The 21711-nt window shown below is 54.4% G+C and carries 14 protein-coding genes; 3 read left to right on the forward strand and 11 right to left on the reverse strand.

What is annotated here, in order from left to right:
• Positions 1-94 precede the first annotated feature (94 nt).
• Positions 95-1120, forward strand: a complete 1026-nt coding sequence (locus tag AC0LWM_RS09695) for a LacI family DNA-binding transcriptional regulator (protein WP_474674718.1) — start codon at positions 95-97, stop codon at positions 1118-1120.
• A gap of 659 nt (positions 1121-1779) precedes the next feature.
• Here AC0LWM_RS09695 and AC0LWM_RS09700 read toward each other — a convergent pair.
• The 5 genes from AC0LWM_RS09700 to AC0LWM_RS09720 form a co-directional block, all read right to left on the reverse strand.
• Positions 1780-2745, reverse strand: a complete 966-nt coding sequence (locus AC0LWM_RS09700; protein WP_474674719.1) for an aldolase catalytic domain-containing protein — start codon at positions 2743-2745, stop codon at positions 1780-1782.
• Positions 2746-3076: 331 nt separating this feature from the next.
• Positions 3077-5965, reverse strand: coding sequence for an ATP-binding response regulator (locus tag AC0LWM_RS09705; RefSeq protein WP_474674720.1), 2889 nt, complete (start codon positions 5963-5965; stop codon positions 3077-3079).
• A complete protein-coding gene (locus AC0LWM_RS09710) occupies positions 5958-6323 on the reverse strand; it encodes a response regulator transcription factor (RefSeq protein ID WP_474674721.1) in 366 nt (121 codons plus the stop codon). Before AC0LWM_RS09710 ends, AC0LWM_RS09705 begins: the two co-directional genes overlap by 8 nt.
• Before the next feature lie 19 nt (positions 6324-6342).
• On the reverse strand, positions 6343-7989 hold the full coding sequence (locus AC0LWM_RS09715; protein ID WP_474674722.1) for a diguanylate cyclase: 1647 nt from the start codon (positions 7987-7989) through the stop codon (positions 6343-6345).
• 139 nt (positions 7990-8128) lie between these two features.
• Positions 8129-10111 (reverse strand): beta-galactosidase trimerization domain-containing protein, encoded by a 1983-nt coding sequence (locus AC0LWM_RS09720; RefSeq protein ID WP_474674723.1) that lies wholly within the window; start codon positions 10109-10111, stop codon positions 8129-8131.
• A 262-nt stretch (positions 10112-10373) separates the two neighbouring features.
• Here AC0LWM_RS09720 and AC0LWM_RS09725 point away from each other — a divergent pair, with 262 nt between their 5' ends.
• A complete protein-coding gene (locus AC0LWM_RS09725; protein ID WP_474674724.1) occupies positions 10374-11246 on the forward strand; it encodes a helix-turn-helix transcriptional regulator in 873 nt (290 codons plus the stop codon).
• Positions 11247-11320: 74 nt separating this feature from the next.
• On the opposite strand, the gene AC0LWM_RS09730 is transcribed toward AC0LWM_RS09725, so the two are convergent.
• Positions 11321-12424 carry an SGNH/GDSL hydrolase family protein gene (locus AC0LWM_RS09730; protein ID WP_474674725.1) on the reverse strand — a complete coding sequence of 368 codons (1104 nt, stop codon included), beginning with the start codon at positions 12422-12424 and terminating at the stop codon, positions 11321-11323.
• 203 nt (positions 12425-12627) lie between these two features.
• Here AC0LWM_RS09730 and AC0LWM_RS09735 point away from each other — a divergent pair, with 203 nt between their 5' ends.
• A complete protein-coding gene (locus AC0LWM_RS09735) occupies positions 12628-14430 on the forward strand; it encodes an ABC transporter ATP-binding protein (RefSeq protein WP_474674726.1) in 1803 nt (600 codons plus the stop codon).
• Between the two features lie 481 nt (positions 14431-14911).
• Here AC0LWM_RS09735 and AC0LWM_RS09740 read toward each other — a convergent pair whose 3' ends face one another.
• The 5 genes from AC0LWM_RS09740 to AC0LWM_RS09760 all read right to left on the reverse strand — a co-directional run bounded on the left by AC0LWM_RS09740 (position 14912) and on the right by AC0LWM_RS09760 (position 21704).
• A complete protein-coding gene (locus AC0LWM_RS09740) occupies positions 14912-16174 on the reverse strand; it encodes a Gfo/Idh/MocA family protein (protein WP_474674727.1) in 1263 nt (420 codons plus the stop codon).
• A 30-nt stretch (positions 16175-16204) separates the two neighbouring features.
• Positions 16205-17059 carry a carbohydrate ABC transporter permease gene (locus tag AC0LWM_RS09745; RefSeq protein ID WP_474674844.1) on the reverse strand — a complete coding sequence of 285 codons (855 nt, stop codon included), beginning with the start codon at positions 17057-17059 and terminating at the stop codon, positions 16205-16207.
• Positions 17060-17103: 44 nt separating this feature from the next.
• Positions 17104-18015: an ABC transporter permease gene (locus tag AC0LWM_RS09750; RefSeq protein WP_474674728.1), complete on the reverse strand. Its 912-nt coding sequence runs from the start codon at positions 18013-18015 to the stop codon at positions 17104-17106.
• A 73-nt stretch (positions 18016-18088) separates the two neighbouring features.
• Complete coding sequence (locus AC0LWM_RS09755; protein WP_474674729.1) at positions 18089-19804, reverse strand: extracellular solute-binding protein; 1716 nt, start codon at positions 19802-19804, stop codon at positions 18089-18091.
• Between the two features lie 244 nt (positions 19805-20048).
• A complete protein-coding gene (locus tag AC0LWM_RS09760; protein WP_474674730.1) occupies positions 20049-21704 on the reverse strand; it encodes a response regulator in 1656 nt (551 codons plus the stop codon).
• Positions 21705-21711: the final 7 nt, after the last annotated feature.

Below are 21711 nucleotides of genomic sequence, written 5' to 3' on the forward strand. Positions count from 1 at the left end.
TTGGTAAAGAAAATTCTCTTTCGCTTTAAAGCTCAGCGAACTTAAATTTTCTTTATCGTAAAATAACATATTAGCTAGCAAAGGAAGGTCATGCATGGTAACGATTTACGATATCGCCAAACAAGCAAATGTCTCGGCCATGACGGTATCGAGAGTTATCAATAACACCGGACGCATTAGCGAAAAAACCCGTCTCAAGGTGAAACGGGTCATGGACGAAATGAATTATGTACCGAACGCGATGGCTCGCAGTCTCGTTCTGCAGCAGACGAAAATTTTATCGTTGCTCATTGCCGATATTACGAATCCGTTTTATACGACGTTAGCCCGCGGCGCGGAGGATACTGCGATGCGGCTTGGATATAAGCTGTTGTTCGGGAATAGCGACGAAAATCTCGATAAGGAAAAAGAATACGTCGACATGATCCTGTCGACCCGCGTCGACGGCGTATTGTTCGCCCCGGCGGGCGATGCGTCCGACAAGCATCTGGAGACGCTCATCCGCCACAACATCCCGTTCGTGCTGATCGACCGCGAGGTGCCGGGGGTTGAGTCCGACATGGTGCTCGGCGACAGCAAGGAAGGCGCGCGGCAGCTCGTCGAGCACCTCGTGTCGCTTGGCCACCGGCGCATCGCGCTGATCAACGGCTCGCCGGACGTCTCGACGGCCCGGCACCGGTACACCGGGTATCGCGATGCGCTTAAGCTGAACGATATCCCGTTCGACGAGGAGCTAGTGTTCGAGGTCGGCTATAAGCAGCTCACCGACAGCGGCGTCATTGATGCGCTGCTGGCTCTTCCGGAGCGGCCGACCGCCATTTTCGCGGCGAACAACTTTCTCGCGCTCGGCGCAATCCGGGAGCTGTGCGGCAAAGGGCTGCGCGTCCCGGACGACATCTCCGTCGTCTGCTTCGACGATTTGGGGGCGTCGTCGGCGATCGACCCGTTCCTGACGGTTGCCGCCCAGCCGGCGTATCAGTTCGGCGCGCTCGGCATCCAGTTCCTGATCGAGCGCATCCAAGGCACCGCCGTCGCCGGCGAGTGGCGCAAGCTGATTCTGCCGTCCGAGATGATCGTGCGCCAATCGGCGAAGCCGATTGACGTTGAGAGAGGCGGTTAGTCCTCGCAAGTTCGATGGGGTGCGTGATCGGGGTATAGTTGGAATATCGAGCTGAGGAGACGGGGAATTAAAGAGTTGGGGAGTTCGAGATTCCATCGCTCGGAGATCTGAAGTTCTCGAGTTCTGAGTTCCGGAGTTCGCAGGCCGGAATTCTGAGGTCCGCAAGTTCGGTGTTTGCGTGCTCGGAGTTCTAAAGTTCGCGAGTTTTGAAATTCGGAGTTGGCGAGTTCAGAGTTTCTAAGTTCACGAGTCCGGAGTTGACGAAAAGTGTATTGTGGGATTGGCGAACTGAGGAATTACTGCAAATGTGCAGTTAATTCGGGAACTACTCGCCAGTGGGAGGCAAAAGCCTGCAAATATACAGTTATTCTTGCTTGATAATGTCAGAAATGCGCGGACAGTGGGAAATAGATGTAGATTCGCAGGTATTCGCCGCTATTGAGCCAGACCGGTACAAATAACTGCACAATTGCAGGTATTTTCGTCATCCGCCCTGATTAGACACGACTCTAGCTTGTCGATTAGCAGTTAAGGCGGGCTAACCGGTCGTGGAGATGAGCGGTAGGTCCTCGCTTACGGCATACGGCACAGCCAAACAAAACAAAAAATCCATCCCCGCCGTTCAAACGAACGGATCGGGATGGATTTTTTATCGTAAACTATTGTTTGCCGTGCAATACTTCCGGCGTTGTCAGCTTGTCGTAGAACTCGACGGCCTTGTCTTTGTCCGCCGAATTGCGGAGCGCCATCGCCGAACGCGGATGCTCATCCAGCATGCCGGTAATCATATAAGGGATGATGTAGCCCCACTCTTCTTTTTCGCGAAGAGGAATCATGAAGCGTTCGATCACGTCCAATACCGGACGAACGTTGTATTTGGTGTTTTTCAAGTGAGCGACGAGCAGCTCCGTAGGCGTATTGCCCGCTGCGCGGCCCATTCCGTATACGGAAGCGTCAAGCAACTCGACGCCCAGCTCGGCCGCAACGAGCGTGTTGGCGAACGCCATCTGCATGTTGTTGTGCGCATGCACGCCCAGCTTTTTGTTCGGCAGGTGCGTCTTGAATTTCTCGACCAGGTAACGCATGTCGTTATGGTCAAGGCTGCCGTACGAGTCCACGATGTACACGTAATCGACGACGCTTTCCTTGATCATTTCGAACGCTTCGAGCAGCTCGTTCTCCATGACGTTCGAGAGCGCCATGATGTTGATCGTCGTTTCGTATCCGCGGTCATGGAACGTTTGCACCAGCTCAAGCGCTTTGTCGACGTCTTTGACGTAGCAAGCGACGCGGATCAGGTCCAGCATGCTTTCGCTGCGCGGCAATATATCGTTTTCGTCCACGCGGCCGATATCGACTAACGCGGACAGCTTCGTGTTCAGCTTTTGCGGGATGACTTTACGCAGGAAATCATCGTCGAGGAAACGCCATGGGCCTGCTTGGTCGGCGCCCTTCAGCAGCTTCGGCGAATTTTTGTATCCGATCTCCATGTAGTCAACGCCGGCCTCGTTCAGCCCGTTATACAGGTTCTGTACGAATTCAACGCTGAAATCCCAGTTGTTGACGAGCCCCCCGTCACGGATCGTACAATCGACAATTTTGCAATGCTTCGTCTTCGTATTCATTTTGTACAATTGCTCCTTTTGCTTATTAATCTAACCATCTCTTCGTTGTTCTAAGGATAAAAAAGCTTCGGTTCGATGCGTTGCAGCATTAAAGCGAACGGATACTTTCTTTACCAAGAACAACTCTCCGCCTATGGGGATAAAAATTTTTCTTATTTTCTCATCATACTTGAAGTTTCCGCGCAAAGCAAAGCAATTTTTGTCGAATTATTCGTAAAACGCCCAGTAATGCGAGTTAAAGAGACCGTTGTATCTTTCAGTGCCTTATGCAAATAAAAAACATCCCACTCTCTTTACCCAGTGGGATGCTCATATGTTGCTCGCAATATAATCATTTGAATTCCGGCACAAATATTTGTCCGCCGCTATCGCGGCTCGAAATCGCTTGGACAACCGCTCTCGACAGCAGGCTCGGATGATACGGTTTCACCAAATACCCCTTCGCGCCCCATTCGCCGGCCTTCTTCTTCTCTTCGAAGGCGCTCGAAATAATGATCGGGATCGCGCGAAGCCGCTCGTCCTTCGCCATCCGCTCGAAGATGTCCCAGCCGTCGCGTCCGTGCTTCAGCACGAGGTCAAGCACGACGGCATCCGGTTCGACCCGCGGCATGGCGTTTAACGCTTCTTCACCGTCGGCGAATCGAAAGACGGCAAAACCGCGCTCTTGCAGCTCCTGTGTCAACAGCTCCGACAAGTTGGAATCGTCCTCGATGATCATCACCTTCCGATGCTGAACCGGATGACTCTGCTCCTCCGCCGTTTCCGAAGCAGGCGCCGCTTCAGAAAGCGCCTCGACGCCCACGACAGGAAGCACGAAGGTAAACGTACTGCCCCGGCCGTATTCCGATTGAACGCGAATGTCTCCACCGTGTATGTTAATAATCTCTTTGACGATGGCAAGGCCAAGGCCCGTTCCGCCGATCTCGCGGCGGTCCGAATTGTCGACCCGGTAAAACTTGGAGAACAGCTTCGACAGCGCCTCAGCCGGAATGCCAAGGCCTTCGTCCTTGACGTCCACGCACAGCTGCGCTCCTTCCCTGCGGGCAACGACCGTCACGCCGCCGCCCTCCGGCGAATACTTGACCGCATTGCTCAGCAGGTTCGTCAGCACCTGACGCATCTTGTCCCGGTCGCCCATAATGACCGCCGATCCGGCCCGGTTGTCGAACGTTAACGTGTGCCGCGGATGCTGCTCGCGATAAAACTCCAGCACTTCCTCGACAATCGTCCCAATGGCGACCGGCTTCATTTCGTAAGCTTGCTTCCCCGACTCCATCCGCTGCAAATCCAGAAAATCGTTGATCAGCGAAGTTAACCTCAGCGCTTCTTGATGAATCGTCTGCAAATATTTGCGCTGGCGCTCCGGCTTCAGCTCTTTGCTCAGCATCAGCTCGGCGAAGCCCAGCACGCTGGCTAGAGGCGTCCTTAGCTCATGGCTCACCGTGCTGACGAATTCCGATTTGATCTGGTCGACTTCATATTCCTTCGTAATGTCCCGATGGACGAGAATCGTGCCGATTTGCTCCTGCTTGCGGAAGATCGGCTCGTAATACATTTGAATATATCGGCGGGACGGCGCGAACATTTCGTAAATATGTACGCGGGCCTCCATTTCCCGGCGGTGAACGATATTTTCGACGAAGCGCGCCATTGGCTCCGGTGCGACGACCTGATTGCGCAAGTGCTCGATCCAAGGCATTAGCTTCATTTCCGTCGTGAGAAAGGCGGCATCGTGGCCGAACAGCTCAAGCATCTTGCGGTTCACCTGCAGCGTCGTGCCTTCCAGATCAAGGAGCTGTACCCCTTCTTGAATCGTATCGAGAATATTTTGGGTCAGCTGCCGCTGCTCCTCCGTCTTCTCATACATCGCAAGCTTCTCGAGCGACAGCGAAATTTGCTTGCCAAGCCCTTCCGCATCCTGCTGCTCCATTACCGTAAAAGCCCCGCTAAAGCGAGTAAGAATAATCCAGGCGATCACCTTGTCGTCCGCGTTCGTCAAAGGCACATGCAAATCGTGGCATTGCATCGATTCGGTGTGATATCCGCGCTCGACGCCGCGAATTTCGCGAGTGACGGCGTAAGGCTGCTTCGTATGGTCAATTCGAGCCAGCACATCGTGCTCCACGCTATGCAGCACCTGGGCGACCCCTTGCTCCGAAACGCCGAAGGCCGCATAGTCCAGCTCCCCATTCAGCAGCACGACGACTCCTTTGTCCGAACCGGTTACTTCCACCGTGTTTTTCACGATGCTCTGGAGCAGTTCGCGTTTGTCCAGCGTATTGGTAAGCGACTGAATCAATGCGTTTCTTTTTTCCAAATAATGTTCGTTCGCTTCCGTCTTCGTCAGCGCTTCCTGCAGCTCCTCCTGCTGCGCCTGCAATTCGTCCTGCTGCGCCTGCAGCTCTTCGTTTTGCGCGAGCAGCTCTTCTTCCTTCAATTGGATTTGGCCGATCATATATTGAAAGGATCGGGAGAGCTGGCCGATCTCGTCCTGACGCGACGTATCCATAGGCGTTATCATTTCCCCCCGGGCAAACCGCGACGCCTCCGCGGACAAATTGCCCAGCGGCTTGCCGATATCGCGAGCGGATTTCGCAATCAGAACAATGGAGATGATGAACATAATCAATATGTATAACGCGAACCATAAGCTCTGATAACGCAAACGCTCCATCAGCCGCTCGCTTTCGGCATTCAGCATCGTTTCGCTTTGCTGACGGTAGTCCACCGCGTAATTGAGCAGCTTGTTGACCGAATCGTTAAGTCCGCTGGACGAAAACTTGCGCAAGCCTTCGTAATCTTCTTGTTCGACAAATTCAAAAGCGCGCGGCAGCACATTGGTGAAATAATTATTGAAGAACGATTCGATGGAAACGATGAGCTCCATCTCCGAATCGCTGATCGGCAGCTTTTTGAATTCGGCCAAAGACTTGTCGAGCAAGTCCTTCTCCTTGAAAATCAGGTCGTGTTCCGCACGATTGATGAAGGCGTAATACCCTCTCGCCCGGAAAAAGATCTGATTCGTATGCTCGGCGATTTCGGCGATCAGCTTTTCCTTCTGCTTCAGCTGCTTCGAAGTCGCTTCGTATTGTTGAAACGTATCGTAGTTGATCCACAGCACGATGCCCGCGCCGACCATAATGAACGTCAGCAGCGTAAGCATCATCGCGACGAAACGGCGGGTAATGCTTCTTCCGAGATAACGGAACATATTATTCATGCAGCATAGCTCTCACTTTCCGTACGAGCTCGGCCGGGCTGAACGGCTTGGACATGAAATCGTCCGCGCCTTGCGCGAGCACTTTTTCCTGCTCCGCTTGTTGGCTTTTGGCGGACAACATGAGGATCCGCACCGCACTTTTGCCCGGCATTGTCCGCACTTGCGAGATTACCTCGAGCCCCGTCATTTTGGGCATCATATAATCCAGGATAATGAGGTCGTAATCGTGCCGCTCGATGCAGCGAAGCGCTTCCTCGCCGTCGCAGGCGACATCCATGTCGTAACCTTCGTCCTCCAGCGTATCGCCTACGAGCATGCGCAATACCGCTTCGTCTTCCGCCAGCAAAATTTTCGCCATCTTCTCCTCCCCTTTCATGTTAGATGACTTGCCGAACCAGCTTACGAATTCGGGCTTCCAACGATTTAATGCCGAACGGCTTCGTAATATAGTCGTCCGCGCCCAATTGAAGCGCTCTGGCGATATCCTGTTCCCCTCTGCGTCCGGTCAGCATAATGACCTTGTATTGTCCCGAGTTCGGCAATGTGCGGACTCTCCGCAGCACCTCCAGGCCGTCCATCCCCGGCATCATGCCGTCCAGCAGCACGATACACGGGTCATCGCCGCCGTGCAAGACATCGTCCAGAAACAGCTCCCCGTTCCGGTATGTACGGACTTCGGCTTCGGCCTGATCGCCGAAGCAATCCTTCATATATTCCGTCAGCATCGCCCTGACAATGGCATCGTCATCAACGACGGCAATTTTGATCTTCTTCTTGCTCGGCTGCATATTGGACGATCCAGCCGCTTCGACTCGCTTCCGCCCGAGCTTCTTCGCCGCATAAAGCGCCTGATCCGCCGCTTGCAGCCAATACTGGCGGTGCAGCTGCGGATCGGTTACTTCAACGACGCCAGCCGAAAAACTGATCGAAAATTCGCCCTGCGGGGAGTCGAATTTCATCTCGGAAAACTGAGCGATCATTCGCTCGAGCGCCAGCTTCGCTTCCTGCGTTCCGGTTCTCGGCATCAGCAGGACGAATTCCTCGCCGCCGTACCGAATCAACAAATCGGTCGTCCGGCCGCTTGACCGGATATACGACGAGAAACCCGCCAGCACCTGGTCGCCGATCAAATGCCCGTACCGGTCGTTCACCTGCTTGAAATGATCCAAATCCAGCAGAACAAGCGAGAAGTTCGCTCCGGTACGCAGCGCTTCGGAGGACAACCGTTCATACGCTTCCTGCAAATATTTGCGATTATAAGCGCCGGTCAGCTCGTCCACGAACAAGACGCGGTCCAGCCATCGCTTATGGTTCAGCTGCCTTTCCAGCCGCGTAACGAATTCCTCCATATCGAGCGGCTTGCTCATGACATCGTCCGCGCCCATGCGGTATGCCTTCAGCCGGGTTGCTTTATCGCTGTCGTAGCTAATAATCGTTGTCGGGACGTATTGTTTTTTGATTTTTTCCTGCAGCGTCTGCATGACGTCAAGCCCGCTTGATTGCGGAATATGTATATCGAGCACAAGGCAATCCGGCGAAACGTCGTGGAAATAATCGATGGCTTTGTTCGGATGCGTTGTCGCAATGACGGACCAGCCGATTTTCTCCAATTCTTCTTTTAGAAACATTAATAGAGTGACGTCGTCATCCAGAATTAGAACCAGCGGCTGATCCTTGACGGACTCGCCGGATTCGCCGGATTCCTCGGGTTTGCCAATCTCGCCGTGCCCCGCTTCGAGCAACAGCTCGGGCTCCGTCGCATGCTCGTAGCTGTTCCGTATGAGCTCGAACAGGAACGCCCGCAGCTCGCCGGCTTGCCAGTCGCTTGCCGAAGAAGCCTCGACGACCTCAAGCAGCCCTTGCGCGACCAGGGCGAGTTCGTCCAAACCGATCGTCCCAGCCGTACCCTTGATCGAATGAAGAAACAGATGAACCTGGTCGTGCGGAATAGGCTCCGTCTGGTCGAACCACGCCTCCAGCTGCCGATTGATGTTCGTCATCAGAGCCTCTTTATACTTATTCATAGTGCAGCCTCCGTACAGTAGAAAAATGAGCCATTTTCAAAGAGTCTATCATAGCTATCGACAAAATCCAACAAAGATGATAGAGGAACATTTGCTAGAAAAAAAAGACTACCCGGAAGGGCAGCCTTTCTTCGTTTCGTTAATTGGATTCGACATCGATCACGACCATCTGGTGGCATTCCAGTTTCGGCACCGTGTACCGGAGTACGCCTCCCTCTTGCTCGAAAGCAAGCGGCGTATGCTGCGGCGCGAGGTAAACGGCTTTTGCCGCCTCCGGCAGGCGCAGCTCCACATCGACATCGTAAAGCGGCACGATGTCCTCGATCACTTCGATCGAGGCGCCGCGCCGAACCGGTACGGCGTACAGCAAGTGGTTCACATATCGCTGCTCCAGTGGCTGATGCTGCAATGTTACGACGCCTTGCGCAGGTAAGCCGGTGCGCAGCGTCTTCGCGGGCAGCAGCCGGTTCAAGGCGTACAGCACCGTTTCCTTCACAATCAGGCTGCCCTTGGCCGCGTAGTCCTCGAATACGTTCCAGGCAATATATATGCCGTGGTCGCTTTCCACCATACCCGGACCGCCGTATTCGAAGGAGTTCGGAGTGTGCTGATGGGAGCAGAACCGGAACGCGTCGCGGTTGAAATAAGGGTTTTGCCGGGCGCCAAGCTCCGTGCCGCCTTTCAAGGCAACTTGCTGCCCCTCGCCGTAGAAGATGAAGCCCGCTTGACCGAGATTCGGCACGTCGAACGCAGGGCGGAAATAATCCGGCTTGTACGGGTTCCTACCTTCGTAGGCCACGCCCAAATCCACGGCGAACGCATCCCCTGCTTCGTTAAGTCCGGAACGTCCGGTTGCCAGCAGCTTGCCGCCACCCGCCACGTAAGCGTTGATGCGCTCGGCCAGCCTCGCGCTTAGCTGCACCTGATCCGGCAAAATAAGCACCTTGTACGGTGTAAAGTCCGTCTCCGCATCGATGACGTCGTACAGGAAGCTGCCTTCCAGCAGCATTCTTACAGCGCCCGCATCAGGATCGCCGGAGAGGCCCTCCGCTTTCCTTCCCGCTGCCTGCATCACCGCTTCCAGCGATAGCAACGCGACGTCGGCGACATTGCGGACGCCTTCGCACCACGGCTCCTTCTGCTCGATCTCGGCATATGCCGCGCCGATCAGCCGGTATGTCGCCTCATCCATCTCGCCTTCGGGATGGAGCTGGTCGCCGATGGAGCAGCGTGCGCCGTTCGCGATGCTGAGCGCCGTCTCGTAACGCAGCGCGTTCGGGTGCTTGTAGCCGCCGAATTCGCCCCACGTCGTATGGAACTTGCCGGTCATGCCGAGGAACGGCATGCCAAGCGGCTGGGCGTACCGAGCCGATAGCGGGAAATGGTCGTACCCCCAGCCGCCGGTCGGCAGCGATTCCAGCTCGAGGTGATGCGTGTTCATATGCGCCAAGTCCCGGCGGCCGCGCGTAATGTGTCCGCTGTTATGAAAGATCGGCATATCCGGCTTGATCGCATGGACCGCTTCCTTGATGCGGCTCGTATAATTCGCGTATGTTTCTTCACCTAGGGCGAATACGGCCGCTTCGTCACGAGGGTCTTGGCCCCGCTCGCGCAGTTTCGTGATGCAATGATGGCAGTAACAATCGCGGACCCCGACAATATCGAGGAAAATGCCGTCCGCGTCATAATTGCGCGCGACTTCCTCCACCTGCTTTACCAAAACGTCCAGATACGGCGTATTCAAGCAAAATTCGTGATATCCTGCCTTCAAGAAGCCTGAACCCCAGATCGGCCCGTTATCGCAGTTGCGCCGCAGCCATTCGGGGTGGCGCAGCACGAGCTTTTCGTCCAATCCGGCAGACACGTACACCGGCGCTTTGACGCCGATCTCATGCGCCGCCTCAATCATGGCGCCCAGCAGGTCAAAGTCAAGTCCGGGATGCATTTCGTTCGCTTCGGACGGATGATAGGCCCAGCCGTGATGGCATTTGGAAAATACGGTGATGGAATTCAGATGGCCGAGCTTCAGCATCGATTGAAATTGGACTTTGGAAAATCGGCTGCCGATCCGGTCGATGGCTTCGGAAGTATGAAAATCCAGATGCACTTGACGAAAATTCATTGCGAATACGCCCGCCTTTCACGGTATAATGGCTGTCTTATGCCCAGTGTAACCGTCCAAGAGGCAGGCGAATAGAACGATTCCCGACTTTCTATAGCACAATACCGACCAAATTGTAGCATCGCTATGTTATACTATCCGGTAAAGTATTTTCCCAATAAGTACAATATCGTTGAAATGAAACGAGCTGCCGAAACAAAGGCTTCGGCAGCTCGGGACATCGTCTAATTATGATCGTCAATCGGGAAGGGATCGGGATCTTATGGATTGCTTGCAGCTGTCAATTCCTCCGCTGCCGCATTTTATTACGGTCGGACACGCCGCCTGGGCGCCGGGCACCCAGCATTTTCGCCGAACGTTTGAAGTCTATGACATGCTGATCGTCACCAAAGGCACGTTGTACATGACCGAGGACGATACGCCTTATGAAATCGGCCCGGGACAAATGCTCGTTCTGGAACCCGGACGTGTCCATTACGGGCATCGGCCCTGCGAGACGGAAACGGACATTTATTGGGTTCATTTTGTCCATCCGTCGCCTCCGGCGCGCTGCTCCCGCTCCGACGTGCCTTGGTCGGCCTATGTGCAGAAAGGCACCGACAAAGACCTCAGTCCGCTGGACCAGTCCATCCTGCTGCCTAAATATATGGCTGCGGACTTGAGCCCGCTGCTGCCGACGCTCGATGCGATGACGTCGCTGCACGAGAAGCTCGACTTGCAGCACGTAGCCGAGCTGCACGCCTTGTTCGTCCGCCTAATCGCGCAGCTGCAAAGCATCGCTTCAACGACCGGCGGCTATTCGCGCGTTGCCGCGATCGGCGCCTCCGTCGAGCGGTACTTGGCCGCCCATGCGTATCGGAAGCTGGAGCCGCGCCGCATGGAAGAGCAGCTTCACTTCGCCTTCGATTATTTGGCGCGCTGCCTGAAAACCCGCACGGGCATGAGCCCGCTGAAGTATCAGCAGTTTCTGCGGATGACCGAAGCGAAGCGGCTGCTGTCGACAACCGATTTGTCCGTTGCGGAAATCGCCGCGCGGATCGGATTCGACGACGCCAACTATTTTATCCGCCTATTCCGCGCCCGTATCGGCTGTACGCCCGGCGTTTACCGCAGCGAGCGGCAGCGCTATGTATAGCGGCGTAAATGTATAGCAGCATCCGCTCACGCATTCCGCCTGAACAGATCCTGATCCCCATCCCGATCCCGACATTACGACTCCGCCAGAATTTCCCGCAAGATCGGGGTAAAATGATTGGCCATTTCCAGGAAGCCGAGGTCGGTCGGATGAACCCCGTCGACAGTTCCCTCTTGGCCGTATTCCCCCAGGAATGCCGAGCCGTCGACAAAATAGATGTCGCGATCCCCCGCCTCCCGAGCTTTCTCTACCACGGAACGCTGCAATTGCTTGCGCTCTTCGTGCAGCGCCGCCTGCGCCTTATTCCATAGCTCCTGGGCGAACGATATTTTCGAAACGACCACGATCGGAACGATCGGATGCCGCTCCCGGTAAATTCGGATAAACTCGGGCAGCGTCTCCGCGAACAATTCCTTGCTCACGCAGTTCGCTTCATAATCGAGCACAAGGCAAGCCGGATCGGCGATTTCCCCGATGATGCGCGCAAGCTCCGGCTCCCCCTTACCGTTGCCCGAAAAACCCAAATTAATGAACTCCCGGTTGATTCTCCGGCTCATAATGTTCGGATAAGCCATGCCCGGACGGTTCGCGCAGCCTCCTTGCGTAATGGACGTCCCGTAAATGATCACTTTTTTGTTATCGTCATAAGCCGGTGGCGAGCCGATCAGCGAACCGGGCTCAAGCCCGACCAGCACTTCTTTCACCCCTTGATATAACGGGAAGTTCAGCGTAATGCAGCGTTTCTCCCGCGAGTCGAAAGCGTACAGCGTATGCTCATATTCGGTTTGCCGGTGATCGTAAGCGACGGTCGAGCAATATTGCGAGTTGCCCGGCTCCCCGATATAGCAATCGAATCCGCACTGGCCCGTCGACGGCATGTGGTACATATCGGCGGCGCTCGCTAACCGGACTTTGACGGTGAGCTTCGGCGAATCGGTCGTAAACCGGATTTGCCCGCCGGCCGTATGGTTGGCCAAATAATCGACCGCCTCCGGCAGCTTCCATCGCGGCGCGACCGGCAGACGGCGATAGACCCCGTCCTCCGCGAGCCAAGCGAAACCGGATAGGCGAAACGGCTCCTCCATCGGTGACATCCAGACCATGCCGGAATGATCGCCGGCGACCAGCTTCATATTTTCGTCGTAATGCAGTGCGTTCTTCCCTTCGTTCGGTTTCATTTCTCCCACACTCCTTCATCGGATCGCAATCGCTTTCACTTGCATGATAGCAAAAATAAGTTAAAAAGGCAGCCGCTGAAATAAAAAAATGTTGGAATGCCCTAGAAAATCCGCTGAAATCAACCTTTACAAATCACGCAAAGTGGAGTAGTAATGTTATAGATTACATACCAAGCAGAATGATCGTCCTCAAAGGAGAGTTTATGAGCACACAACAGCAACAACAACCGCCCCACTTTGAGCAGCTGTTCAACGGCAACACGCTGACCAAAAGCAAGCCGCTTTCGACCTTGTATTATTTGTACAAAGGCAACATCGCCAAATTGTCCTTATCCACCCTCTTCTTCTTGCTGAAGCAAGCGCCGGTTTGGGTATTGCCGATCGTAACGGCCAATCTCATCAACATCGCGAGCAAACCGGAGGATCATAGCTTATCCGAAATTTGGCTGAATCTGCTGCTGATCTCGATTGTGATCGTACAGAACATTCCGACGCATTCCCTGCACGTCAAATATATGAGCAAAGCGATACGTTTTGTGGAGTCCGGCCTTCGCAGCACGCTCGTACGCAAGCTGCAGCATTTGTCGATGGCATTCCACGGCGATCTCAAATCCGGCAGGCTGCAATCGAAGGTGCTGCGCGACGTAGAGGGCATCGAATTCCTGTCCAAGCAGCTGATGGTTTCGTTTCTGCCGGCCTTATTCAACGTGATCATCGCCGTCGTCATCACGGTCAACAAAAGCTTGACGGTGACGTTGTTTTTCTTCCTGACCATACCGGCTTCGCTTCTGCTGCTCAGTATTTTCCGCAAAAAAATCCGGAATACGAACAGCGAGTTCCGCAAAGAAATCGAAGAAATGTCGGGGAAAGTATCCGAAATGGTCGATATGATCCCGATTACCCGGGCGCACGGCCTGGAAGACGTGGAAATCCGGAAGATCGACAACGCGCTGCAAAATATTCGCGGCAAAGGCTATCGCCTCGACATGGTGGAGGCGCTGTTCGGTTCCTCGAACTGGGTCGTGTTTCAGATGTTCCAGGTCGGTTGTTTGATCTTCACCGCTTATCTCGCTTATCGCGGTCAAATTCCGGTCGGCGACGTCGTCATGTATCAAAGCTTCTTCGGCATGATCCTCGGTTCGGTATCGCAAATCTTGACGATTTATCCGAACGTCGCCAAAGGCATGGAATCGATCCGATCCGTGTCCGAAATATTGATGTCGCAAGAGCTTGAGGAGTATCAAGGCAAGAAGAAGCTTCCGAACTTCAAGGGCTCCTATCAATTCAACAATGTGGAGTTTCGGTACCGGGATGCGGAAACGCCGGTTCTGCGCAACTTCAACCTCGACGTGAAGGCCGGCGAATGCATCGCCTTCGTCGGCGCGTCGGGCGCCGGCAAATCGACGCTGCTGAATATGATCATCGGCTTCTACAAGCCGCATCTCGGATCGGTTGTCGTGGACGGTTTACCGATGGACGAATTGAATATGCAATCGTATCGGCATCACCTGGCCGTCGTTCCGCAAACGAACGTGCTGTTCTCGGGAACGATCCGCGACAACATTACGTACGGGCTGCCGTCCGTCAGCGAAGAGCAGTTGAACAAAGCAATCGATATGGCGAACTTGCGGGAATTGATCGACCAGCTGCCGAAAGGGCTGGACACTTCCGTAGGCGAACACGGCGGCAAGCTGTCCGGCGGGCAGCGGCAGCGAATCGCCATCGCCCGGGCGCTCATCCGCGATCCGCAGGTCATTGTTTTGGACGAAGCGACTTCGGCGCTCGACAACCACTCCGAGTATCAGGTGCAAAAAGCGATGAAGCAGCTCATTCGAGGCCGTACGACGTTTATCGTCGCGCACCGGCTGTCGACGATCCGCGATGCGGACCGCATCGTCGTGCTGAAAGACGGCGTTTGCGCGGAGATCGGTTCCTTCGAGGAACTCATGGCGCGCAAAGGCGTATTTTATCAATTAAAGCAAATTGAGCTGCCCGAGGCGCTGTAAAGCAAAAAATAACCAGAGTCATTTGCATGACCTGGTTATTTTTTGTCCCTTTAAACGGATACTGCATTGATCCGATTTGGGTTAAGACGGGTAACGCCGGTGAAGCCGTTGAAATTGGTGAGCAGTACCAGACCGTCTTGGAAGCCTTCGAATCTACCGGTTGCAACCGGCTGATCGTCGAATTGGATCTGTACCTCTGTGCCAATCGCTAAAGTTCTGAGAAAACGGACGATCGGGTCTACACCGGACTTAGAACCGCGGCTGACTCCTCCAACAACGTTAGACTTGACACCGCGAGTGGACTTAACGCCACGAGTGGACTTGACGCCACGGGTGGATTTAGCCCCACCTGAAGAAGTGCGTCGACAATTTGAGCGAAGGAACATAGTAATCTTACCTCCTTTCATTCGATACTATACTCTATGAAAAGAGCAGACCGTTTGAAAGGGCAAATCTATGAAGCTATTAGCTGAAATTATCTCTATCGAACCGAAAACGAAGCCGCATATTCTTTCATTTCGATGACGCGCCGCTCCAAGCGGGATTGCTCGGCTGCGAAGGCCATCAAATGGCTCTGCACCGATTTTGCCGCCGACGTTAAGCTCTCCGACTGGCCGCCGCTCCGCACAAGATTCAAGAAATCCCGCATTAACCCGTAATCGCCGCCGCCGTGTCCGGCATGTCCTCCGGGAGCTTCAAGCGAAATAAGCTCCGGCTCGCCGCCGAAACGGGTCAGCTCGATTTCATTTTTCTCCATCGCTCCGCGAATTTCGCCTTTCGTCCCCATCAGCTTGATTGTCCGGCTGCAGTCCTGCGTAAAGGCCGACATCGTGAACGCAACCGTCACCTCGTTCGCAAACTCCATATTCACGACCTGATGATCGACAACGTCATTGTCGCAATGGTATACGCAACGGCCGTACGGCCCTTCCTGCAGCGCCTTCAGCCGCGCCTCCCGGCTGTGGTCGTCGCTGATCGCCAGCGCCATCCAGCCGGACTTGTCGTCCAAATAAACGTTCGGCGCATAATACAAGCAGTCATCCGCCGCAGGGCAGCCGTCCGTGCATCGCTTCGGCGCGCCTTCCGGGGCATTGCCCGCATGAAAATGCGACAAGCTGCCGAACGAGGACACCCGCTCGCAATCCGCTCCGGCGAGCCACAGCAAAATGTCGAGATCGTGGCACGACTTGGCCAAGATCATCGGGCTCGACTCGGCTTTGTTGCGCCAGTTGCCGCGCACGAAGCTGTGCGCCTGGTGCCAATGGGCGACGTTTTCGTTATGCTGGATCGACATGAGTCGTCCGATCGCGCCTTCGTCCAGCAGCCTTTTGATCGTGCCGAAAAAATTCGTATAGCGCAGCACGTGGCAAATCGAGAAAATCAGCCCCGACTCCTCCGCCTTGGCGCCCATTATGGCGCATTCCTGCGGATCGGGGGACATCGGCTTCTCCAGCATGACGTGATAGCCTACATCAAGCGCCTTCATCGTAGGCTCAAAATGCATTTTATCCTGCGTGCAAATGAGCACCGCATCGGCCAGCTTCGGCCGATCGAGCAGGTCGCGCCAATCGGCGAAGACCATGTCGTCCGCCACGCCGTGAAGCTCCTTCAGCCTGCCGAGACGATCCGTATTCGGGTCGGCAATCGCCACAAGCTGCATCTCCTCCGGATTGCCGAGCGCGTAGTTGACGTAATTTTGTCCGCGCAGGCCGGCGCCAATTAGCGCCACTTTTACTTTTGCCATATCATCGCTCATCTCCAGAATGGATCTATTCTACTCTTTCACGCTGCCGACCGTAATCCCTTTAATGAAATACTTCTGCAGGAACGGATACACGAGCATAATCGGCAAGGCACCGAGGAAAATTTGCGCGGTGCGCAGCGTTTTTTCGCTGACGTTCTCGAGCGCGTTCAAGTCGTCGATCGATATCGCCTTTTTGTTGATCGACGTCACGAGGGTGGACAAATAGCTTTGCAGCGGATATTTTTCCGGCGAGTTCATATACAGAATGCCGTCGAACCAAGAGTTCCAATGCCCCACGATCGTGAACAGCAGAATCGTCGCCAGCGACGGCAGCGAGACCGGCAAATATACGCGCCATAGGATCGCCCATTGGCTCGCGCCGTCGATCGTCGCCGCTTCCTCCATGTCCTTCGGAATGTTGCGGAAAAAGTTCAGCAGCATGACCGTATTCCACACGTTCAGCGCTCCCGGAATAATAAGCGCCCAAATCGTATTGATCAGCCCGGTTTCTTTAATGATAATATAAGTCGGAATAAGCCCGCCGCCGAAAAACATCGTAATCGCGAAAAACCAGACGTATAATGTGCGGAAACGGAATTGCTCGTTGCTTTTGGATAGCGGATATGCCGTAATGATCGTCAGCAGCATGTTGATCAGCGTGCCGAGCACGACCCGCTCCACCGACACCCACAACGAACGAAGGAATTCGACTTTTTGCGATAAATAGTTGTACGCCTCCAGCGTAAATCCGACCGGCCAAAGCTTGACTTCCGCAGCCATCGCGGCGACGTTCGAGCTTAAGCTGACCGACAATAAGTGGACAAACGGGAGGATGCCCATCAGCATGACGGCGATCAAGATAACGACATTGAAGAATATGAAAATTTTTCTGCCTAACGTTGCTCTGTAGACCACGTTCGCTCCTCCTCTTAGAAGATCCGGTAATTGCTGAACCGGTATGCGAGAAAATAGGATATGCCGACAAGTCCAAGCGATATCGCCGATTTAAACAGGCCGATGGCGGCCGCAGGCGCATATTGCTGGCTGAATATGCCGAGCCGGTACACAAACGTGTCGATAACGTCCGCATGATCGTAAACGATCGGGTTGTACAAGATCAATATTTGATCGAAGCCTGCGTTCAAAATATTGCCGAGGCTCAGCGTCGTCATCAGGATGATGATCGGCATCATGCCCGGCAGCGTAATGTGGATGAGCTGCTTCCATTTGCCTGCTCCGTCGACTTCGGCTGCCTCGTACAAATTCGAGTTGATGCCGACGATCGCCGCAAGGAAGATAATCATGTTGTAGCCCATCCCCTTCCACACGTCGGAGCCGACAATGATCGCGCGGAACCAGTTGCCGTCGCCCATGAACATAATCGGATCGACGCCGAATACGCCAAGCAGCGAGTTGACCGGACCTTTCAGCATGAACAGCTCCAGAATAACCCCGCCGAGCACGGTCCACGATAAGAAGAAGGGCAGGAATATGCTCGTTTGGATGAGCCGCTTGAACCAGTTTTTCGTCAGCTCGTTGAGCAGCAATGCCAGCACGAGCGGCACGATCAAGCCGAAGGCGATTTTCATCACGGAGATAATTACCGTGTTCCACATCACTTGGTTAAACTCAGGGAGATGAAATATATAACGGAAGTTTTTCCATCCGACGAATTTCGATTTCCAGAAGCTCAGGATCGGGTCGAACTTTTGAAATGCCATCACAATGCCGAACATCGGTCCGTAAGCATAGATGAGCGTCACGATCACGCCCGGAATGAGCATCAAATGAAAAGGGATCTCCCATTTCATACTGCGTTTTTTGATTGCTTTGGCCTTCATGCGGGAAACCTCCTCCAAGAAGAGACAAGGGAGGGTCGCCTATCGCACCTCTCCCCCGTTTCTTGCCTATTCGTTACTTGGATACGTTCGCGTACCACTCGTTGACTTCATTCGTAATGTCGTCTCCGCCTAGCGCTTTCCAGCTGTCTACGTATTTGTCGAACTCGTCGATCGATCCGCCCATCACGATTTTCGTGAACGTTTCGCTGAGCAGCTTGTCGAGCTGAGCTCCTTTTTCGACCATCGTTTCCGTTGCCGAGCCGTAAAACTCATTCCATACGAATTGCTGGCTGTCGCGGATTTTGCGCGTCAGGCCCCAGCCGCCGTCCGGCGATACGCGGCTCATGTACAGTCCCCAGCCGCTCTTGTCGCCGGCTAAGAATTTTTTCGCCGCATCCAGCGGTTTTTGGATATTGAGGTAATAAGGAACATCCTGGCTTACTTCGTTTGCTTTGCTTTCCAGCGCTTTGTTGACTTCGGTGTAAATCGTTTCCATTTCCGTCGGGTTATAAATTCTCGGCACGAACCAGTTGTACACGTAGCCGTTTTCCGGCTTGTTCGTGTCGTAATGATCTTTGGAGTTCATGTCGATGTAGAAATTGATCATTTTGATCGCCGCTTCCGGATTGGCGAATTTGCTGTTTACCGTTACGATATGGCCCATCCGCACTTTCGGCACAAGCGATTTTCCCGGCGTGCCGTCGATGGAAGGCAGCTGCACCGCCACCCAATCGGCGTTCGGGTCCTTGTCGCGGTTCAGGTTGAGCGGCCAGTTCGGATACCACCACTCGCCGTATACGATGCCGACTTTGCTGCCCACGATATCTTCAACGACCTTGTTGTCGTCCTTGAGCGCGAATTCCTTGTCGAGAATGCCTTTTTTGTACCACGTTTGCAGGCGCTCCAGCGCTTGCTTCGTCTGCGGTTGAATTTCGCCGGCGGCAAGCTTGCCGTCGCTGCCTTTGATCCAGCCGCCAGGGTAGGAGCCAAATCCGTTGAAGAAGCCGCGAAGATCGAAGCCCCACGAAATGACCGACTTCGAAATCGCGAGACCGTACGTGTCCGCTTTGCCGTTTTTGTCCGGGTCGTTATTGGCGAACGCTTCGGCTACTTTCTCCAACTCATCGATCGACTTCGGCGCTTCCATGTTGACGTTTTTCAGCCAGTCGGTACGAATCCACATGATTTGCGTCGACAGGAACGGCTCCTCGAAGCCCGGAATGCCATACAGCTTGCCGTCCTGGGACAACGTCTTCATCGCTTGCCCGCCGTCGGACTCCATAAATTTGCGGAGCGTCGGGGAAGCATATTTTTCGTACGCTTCGGTCAGGTCGGCGAGCACGCCTTGCGATTTGAATTTTTCGAAGTTGCGGATGTCGACGTCCATCACGTCCGGCAAATCGCCGGAAGCGACCGCAAGCGAAAACTTCTGTTCATATTGATCGGACGGAACCGTCCACATATATTTCACGTCGATGTTCAGCTTTTCCTTGAGGTCCTTTAAGTACGTGTTCTGATCCGGGGTAATGCCGGAAGGCGTTTTTGGATCCTCCGGAGGACCGTAGCCAAGCACTTGCTTGACGGTAACCGTTTCCGCGTATTTGCCTAGCGGGTCGGCTTGTTCTGCCGGCGGATTCGCGGTATCGTCGTTTTTGCTCGCATCGTCCGTTGTTGCTGCATTATCCTGCTTCGGCTGATCCTCCGCTTTTTTCTCTTCCGTGCCGCCGCACGCCGCGGTCGTCAAGACGAATGCAAGGCTCAGTACCAGACTTGCCCACTTTTTCAACATACGTTCTCCCCCATCATTTGCGTAGTCGTGTTTGTAAAGCGCTTTACTTTTTCATCATAAAGGCGGGGAGACCGCCGCAACAATATAAACATCTTTACATCGTTCTGTTTTGTTTACTTCAATCGAATGTATCTTCATCGAATTGCTTCGATATAAAAGGTTTTCTTACCGCTCGTTCCATACCACTTCGTATTATCATGCCACTCCACTCACTCCAACTCACTGCGCGTTACCAACGCTACCCTTAGCCTCTTCCCCGTAGCTGCGCCTGATCCCGATATTCCTGCGGCGTGCTGCCGGTCATTTTGCGGAAGAACGCGGTAAAATACGACGGGGACTCGAAACCGAGCCGCAGCGCCACCTCGTTCACCTTCAGCTGCGTGTCGGCCAGCATCGCTTGCGCCGCTTCGGATTTCGCGCCGTTCAAATAATCGGACAAATTGCGCCCGGTCAGCTGCTTGTAGAATCGCGACAAATACGACGGGTTGAAAAATACGGCTTCCGCAATCCGCGCAAGCGACAGATCGCCGCCCAGATTGTCGCCGATAAACCGGTGAATGCGCTCGACCAGCATGTGCTCGCCTTTTTCGATATACGCTTTCTTCTGCTCGCAGACCATTTTCACGAGTCCGGCAAATTGCCGTTCCGCCGCTCCCCATTCCATAGGCGGCTCCAGAACAGGCAAGCCGGTCGGCTGCACTTCGTTCATTTGCCCGATGAACGTCAGCAGGAAATGATAATATCGCTCCATGCCGACGATATAATTCACCGGCAGCTCGCTCCGTATGCCTTGCAGCAGCTCGCCGGCCAAAGCGCCTGCACCTAGTTCGTCTCCCGCTTCCAGCTTCTTCGAAAGCTCCGTCAGCTTCTTGTGGAACGCCCCCGATTCCGCCGCCGGCTTCGGCGATTCCGCCTTAAACAAGCCGTCCGGCATGCCGAGATCGATGACCGACATCGCTCGGCCGAATGCCGCATGCTGCCGCAGCGCCGATTTCATCAGCTCGAACTCGCCGCCGATGCCGTCCCATTCCACCTTGCCGCGCCCGAGAGCGAAAGAAACCGAAGCTTCAAACCTGTCTCGGCAGCTGTTCTGCACCGGCTCCAGCACGCCCTTCAAATACGTCGTCACGCCCCGCCAATCGATTTCCCCGTCCGCATGTACGAATGCGCCATCCTGCAAGCCGGGCTGAATGAACCAGACGAGCAAGGAGTGATCCTGCACGACTTGCTCGACTGCAAACATCGCAGGAATATGACGGGCAAACAGCTCTTGAACGGAATAATACAAATCCAGCTTCTCCGTATACGTTTCTTCCCGGTCGCCCCGCTCCGCCTTGCCGACAACGAGCAGCAGCGGCCGTGAGGCGTCAAGTTGCAGCGATAATTCGGTGAAATATCCCGCTTTGGCGATTTCCGACGCCTTCTCGCCCAGCAGCAGCGCTTCGAAATACTGCTTCTTCAGCAGCGGCTCCGCCGCCGACATTTGCCGTTCCGCAAGCTCGAGCCTCGCCTTGTTGCGTTTCTCCTCGTCCAGCTTGCCGACGGCGGATTCTATCGCGCGAATGATGACCTCCATTCCTTCGGTTTTCAAAATGTAGCTGTCCACGTTTTTCTGAATCGCGGAATATACGTAATCAAACTCGCTGTAGCCGGTCAGCAGCACGATACGGCATGCCGGCCAATACATCAGGATGTCGTCGGCTAGCTGCAGGCCACTTTTACCCGGCATCCGAATATCGCTGATCACCAAATCGATTTTGGTCTTCTTGACGATGTCTAGCGCTTCATGGGCGGAATACGCCTTGCAGATGTCCAGCTCCAGCTGCTTATGCTCTTGAAATTGCAATACGAGTCCATCCACGATTGCGGGTTCGTCGTCGACGATCAATAATCTGTACATTCGCGAA

It is taken from the genome of Paenibacillus sp. sgz302148 (assembly GCF_056120465.1).

Bases quoted from the DNA above. Each gene is read 5' to 3' on its own strand.
- AC0LWM_RS09695 (WP_474674718.1), top strand. From the start codon at position 95: ATGGTAACGATTTACGATATCGCCAAACAAGCAAATGTCTCGGCCATG.
- AC0LWM_RS09700 (WP_474674719.1), bottom strand. From the start codon at position 2,745: ATGAATACGAAGACGAAGCATTGCAAAATTGTCGATTGTACGATCCGT.
- AC0LWM_RS09705 (WP_474674720.1), bottom strand. From the start codon at position 5,965: ATGAATAATATGTTCCGTTATCTCGGAAGAAGCATTACCCGCCGTTTC.
- AC0LWM_RS09710 (WP_474674721.1), bottom strand. From the start codon at position 6,323: ATGGCGAAAATTTTGCTGGCGGAAGACGAAGCGGTATTGCGCATGCTC.
- AC0LWM_RS09715 (WP_474674722.1), bottom strand. From the start codon at position 7,989: ATGAATAAGTATAAAGAGGCTCTGATGACGAACATCAATCGGCAGCTG.
- AC0LWM_RS09720 (WP_474674723.1), bottom strand. From the start codon at position 10,111: ATGAATTTTCGTCAAGTGCATCTGGATTTTCATACTTCCGAAGCCATC.
- AC0LWM_RS09725 (WP_474674724.1), top strand. From the start codon at position 10,374: ATGGATTGCTTGCAGCTGTCAATTCCTCCGCTGCCGCATTTTATTACG.
- AC0LWM_RS09730 (WP_474674725.1), bottom strand. From the start codon at position 12,424: ATGAAACCGAACGAAGGGAAGAACGCACTGCATTACGACGAAAATATG.
- AC0LWM_RS09735 (WP_474674726.1), top strand. From the start codon at position 12,628: ATGAGCACACAACAGCAACAACAACCGCCCCACTTTGAGCAGCTGTTC.
- AC0LWM_RS09740 (WP_474674727.1), bottom strand. From the start codon at position 16,174: ATGGCAAAAGTAAAAGTGGCGCTAATTGGCGCCGGCCTGCGCGGACAA.
- AC0LWM_RS09750 (WP_474674728.1), bottom strand. From the start codon at position 18,015: ATGAAGGCCAAAGCAATCAAAAAACGCAGTATGAAATGGGAGATCCCT.
- AC0LWM_RS09755 (WP_474674729.1), bottom strand. From the start codon at position 19,804: ATGTTGAAAAAGTGGGCAAGTCTGGTACTGAGCCTTGCATTCGTCTTG.
- AC0LWM_RS09760 (WP_474674730.1), bottom strand. From the start codon at position 21,704: ATGTACAGATTATTGATCGTCGACGACGAACCCGCAATCGTGGATGGA.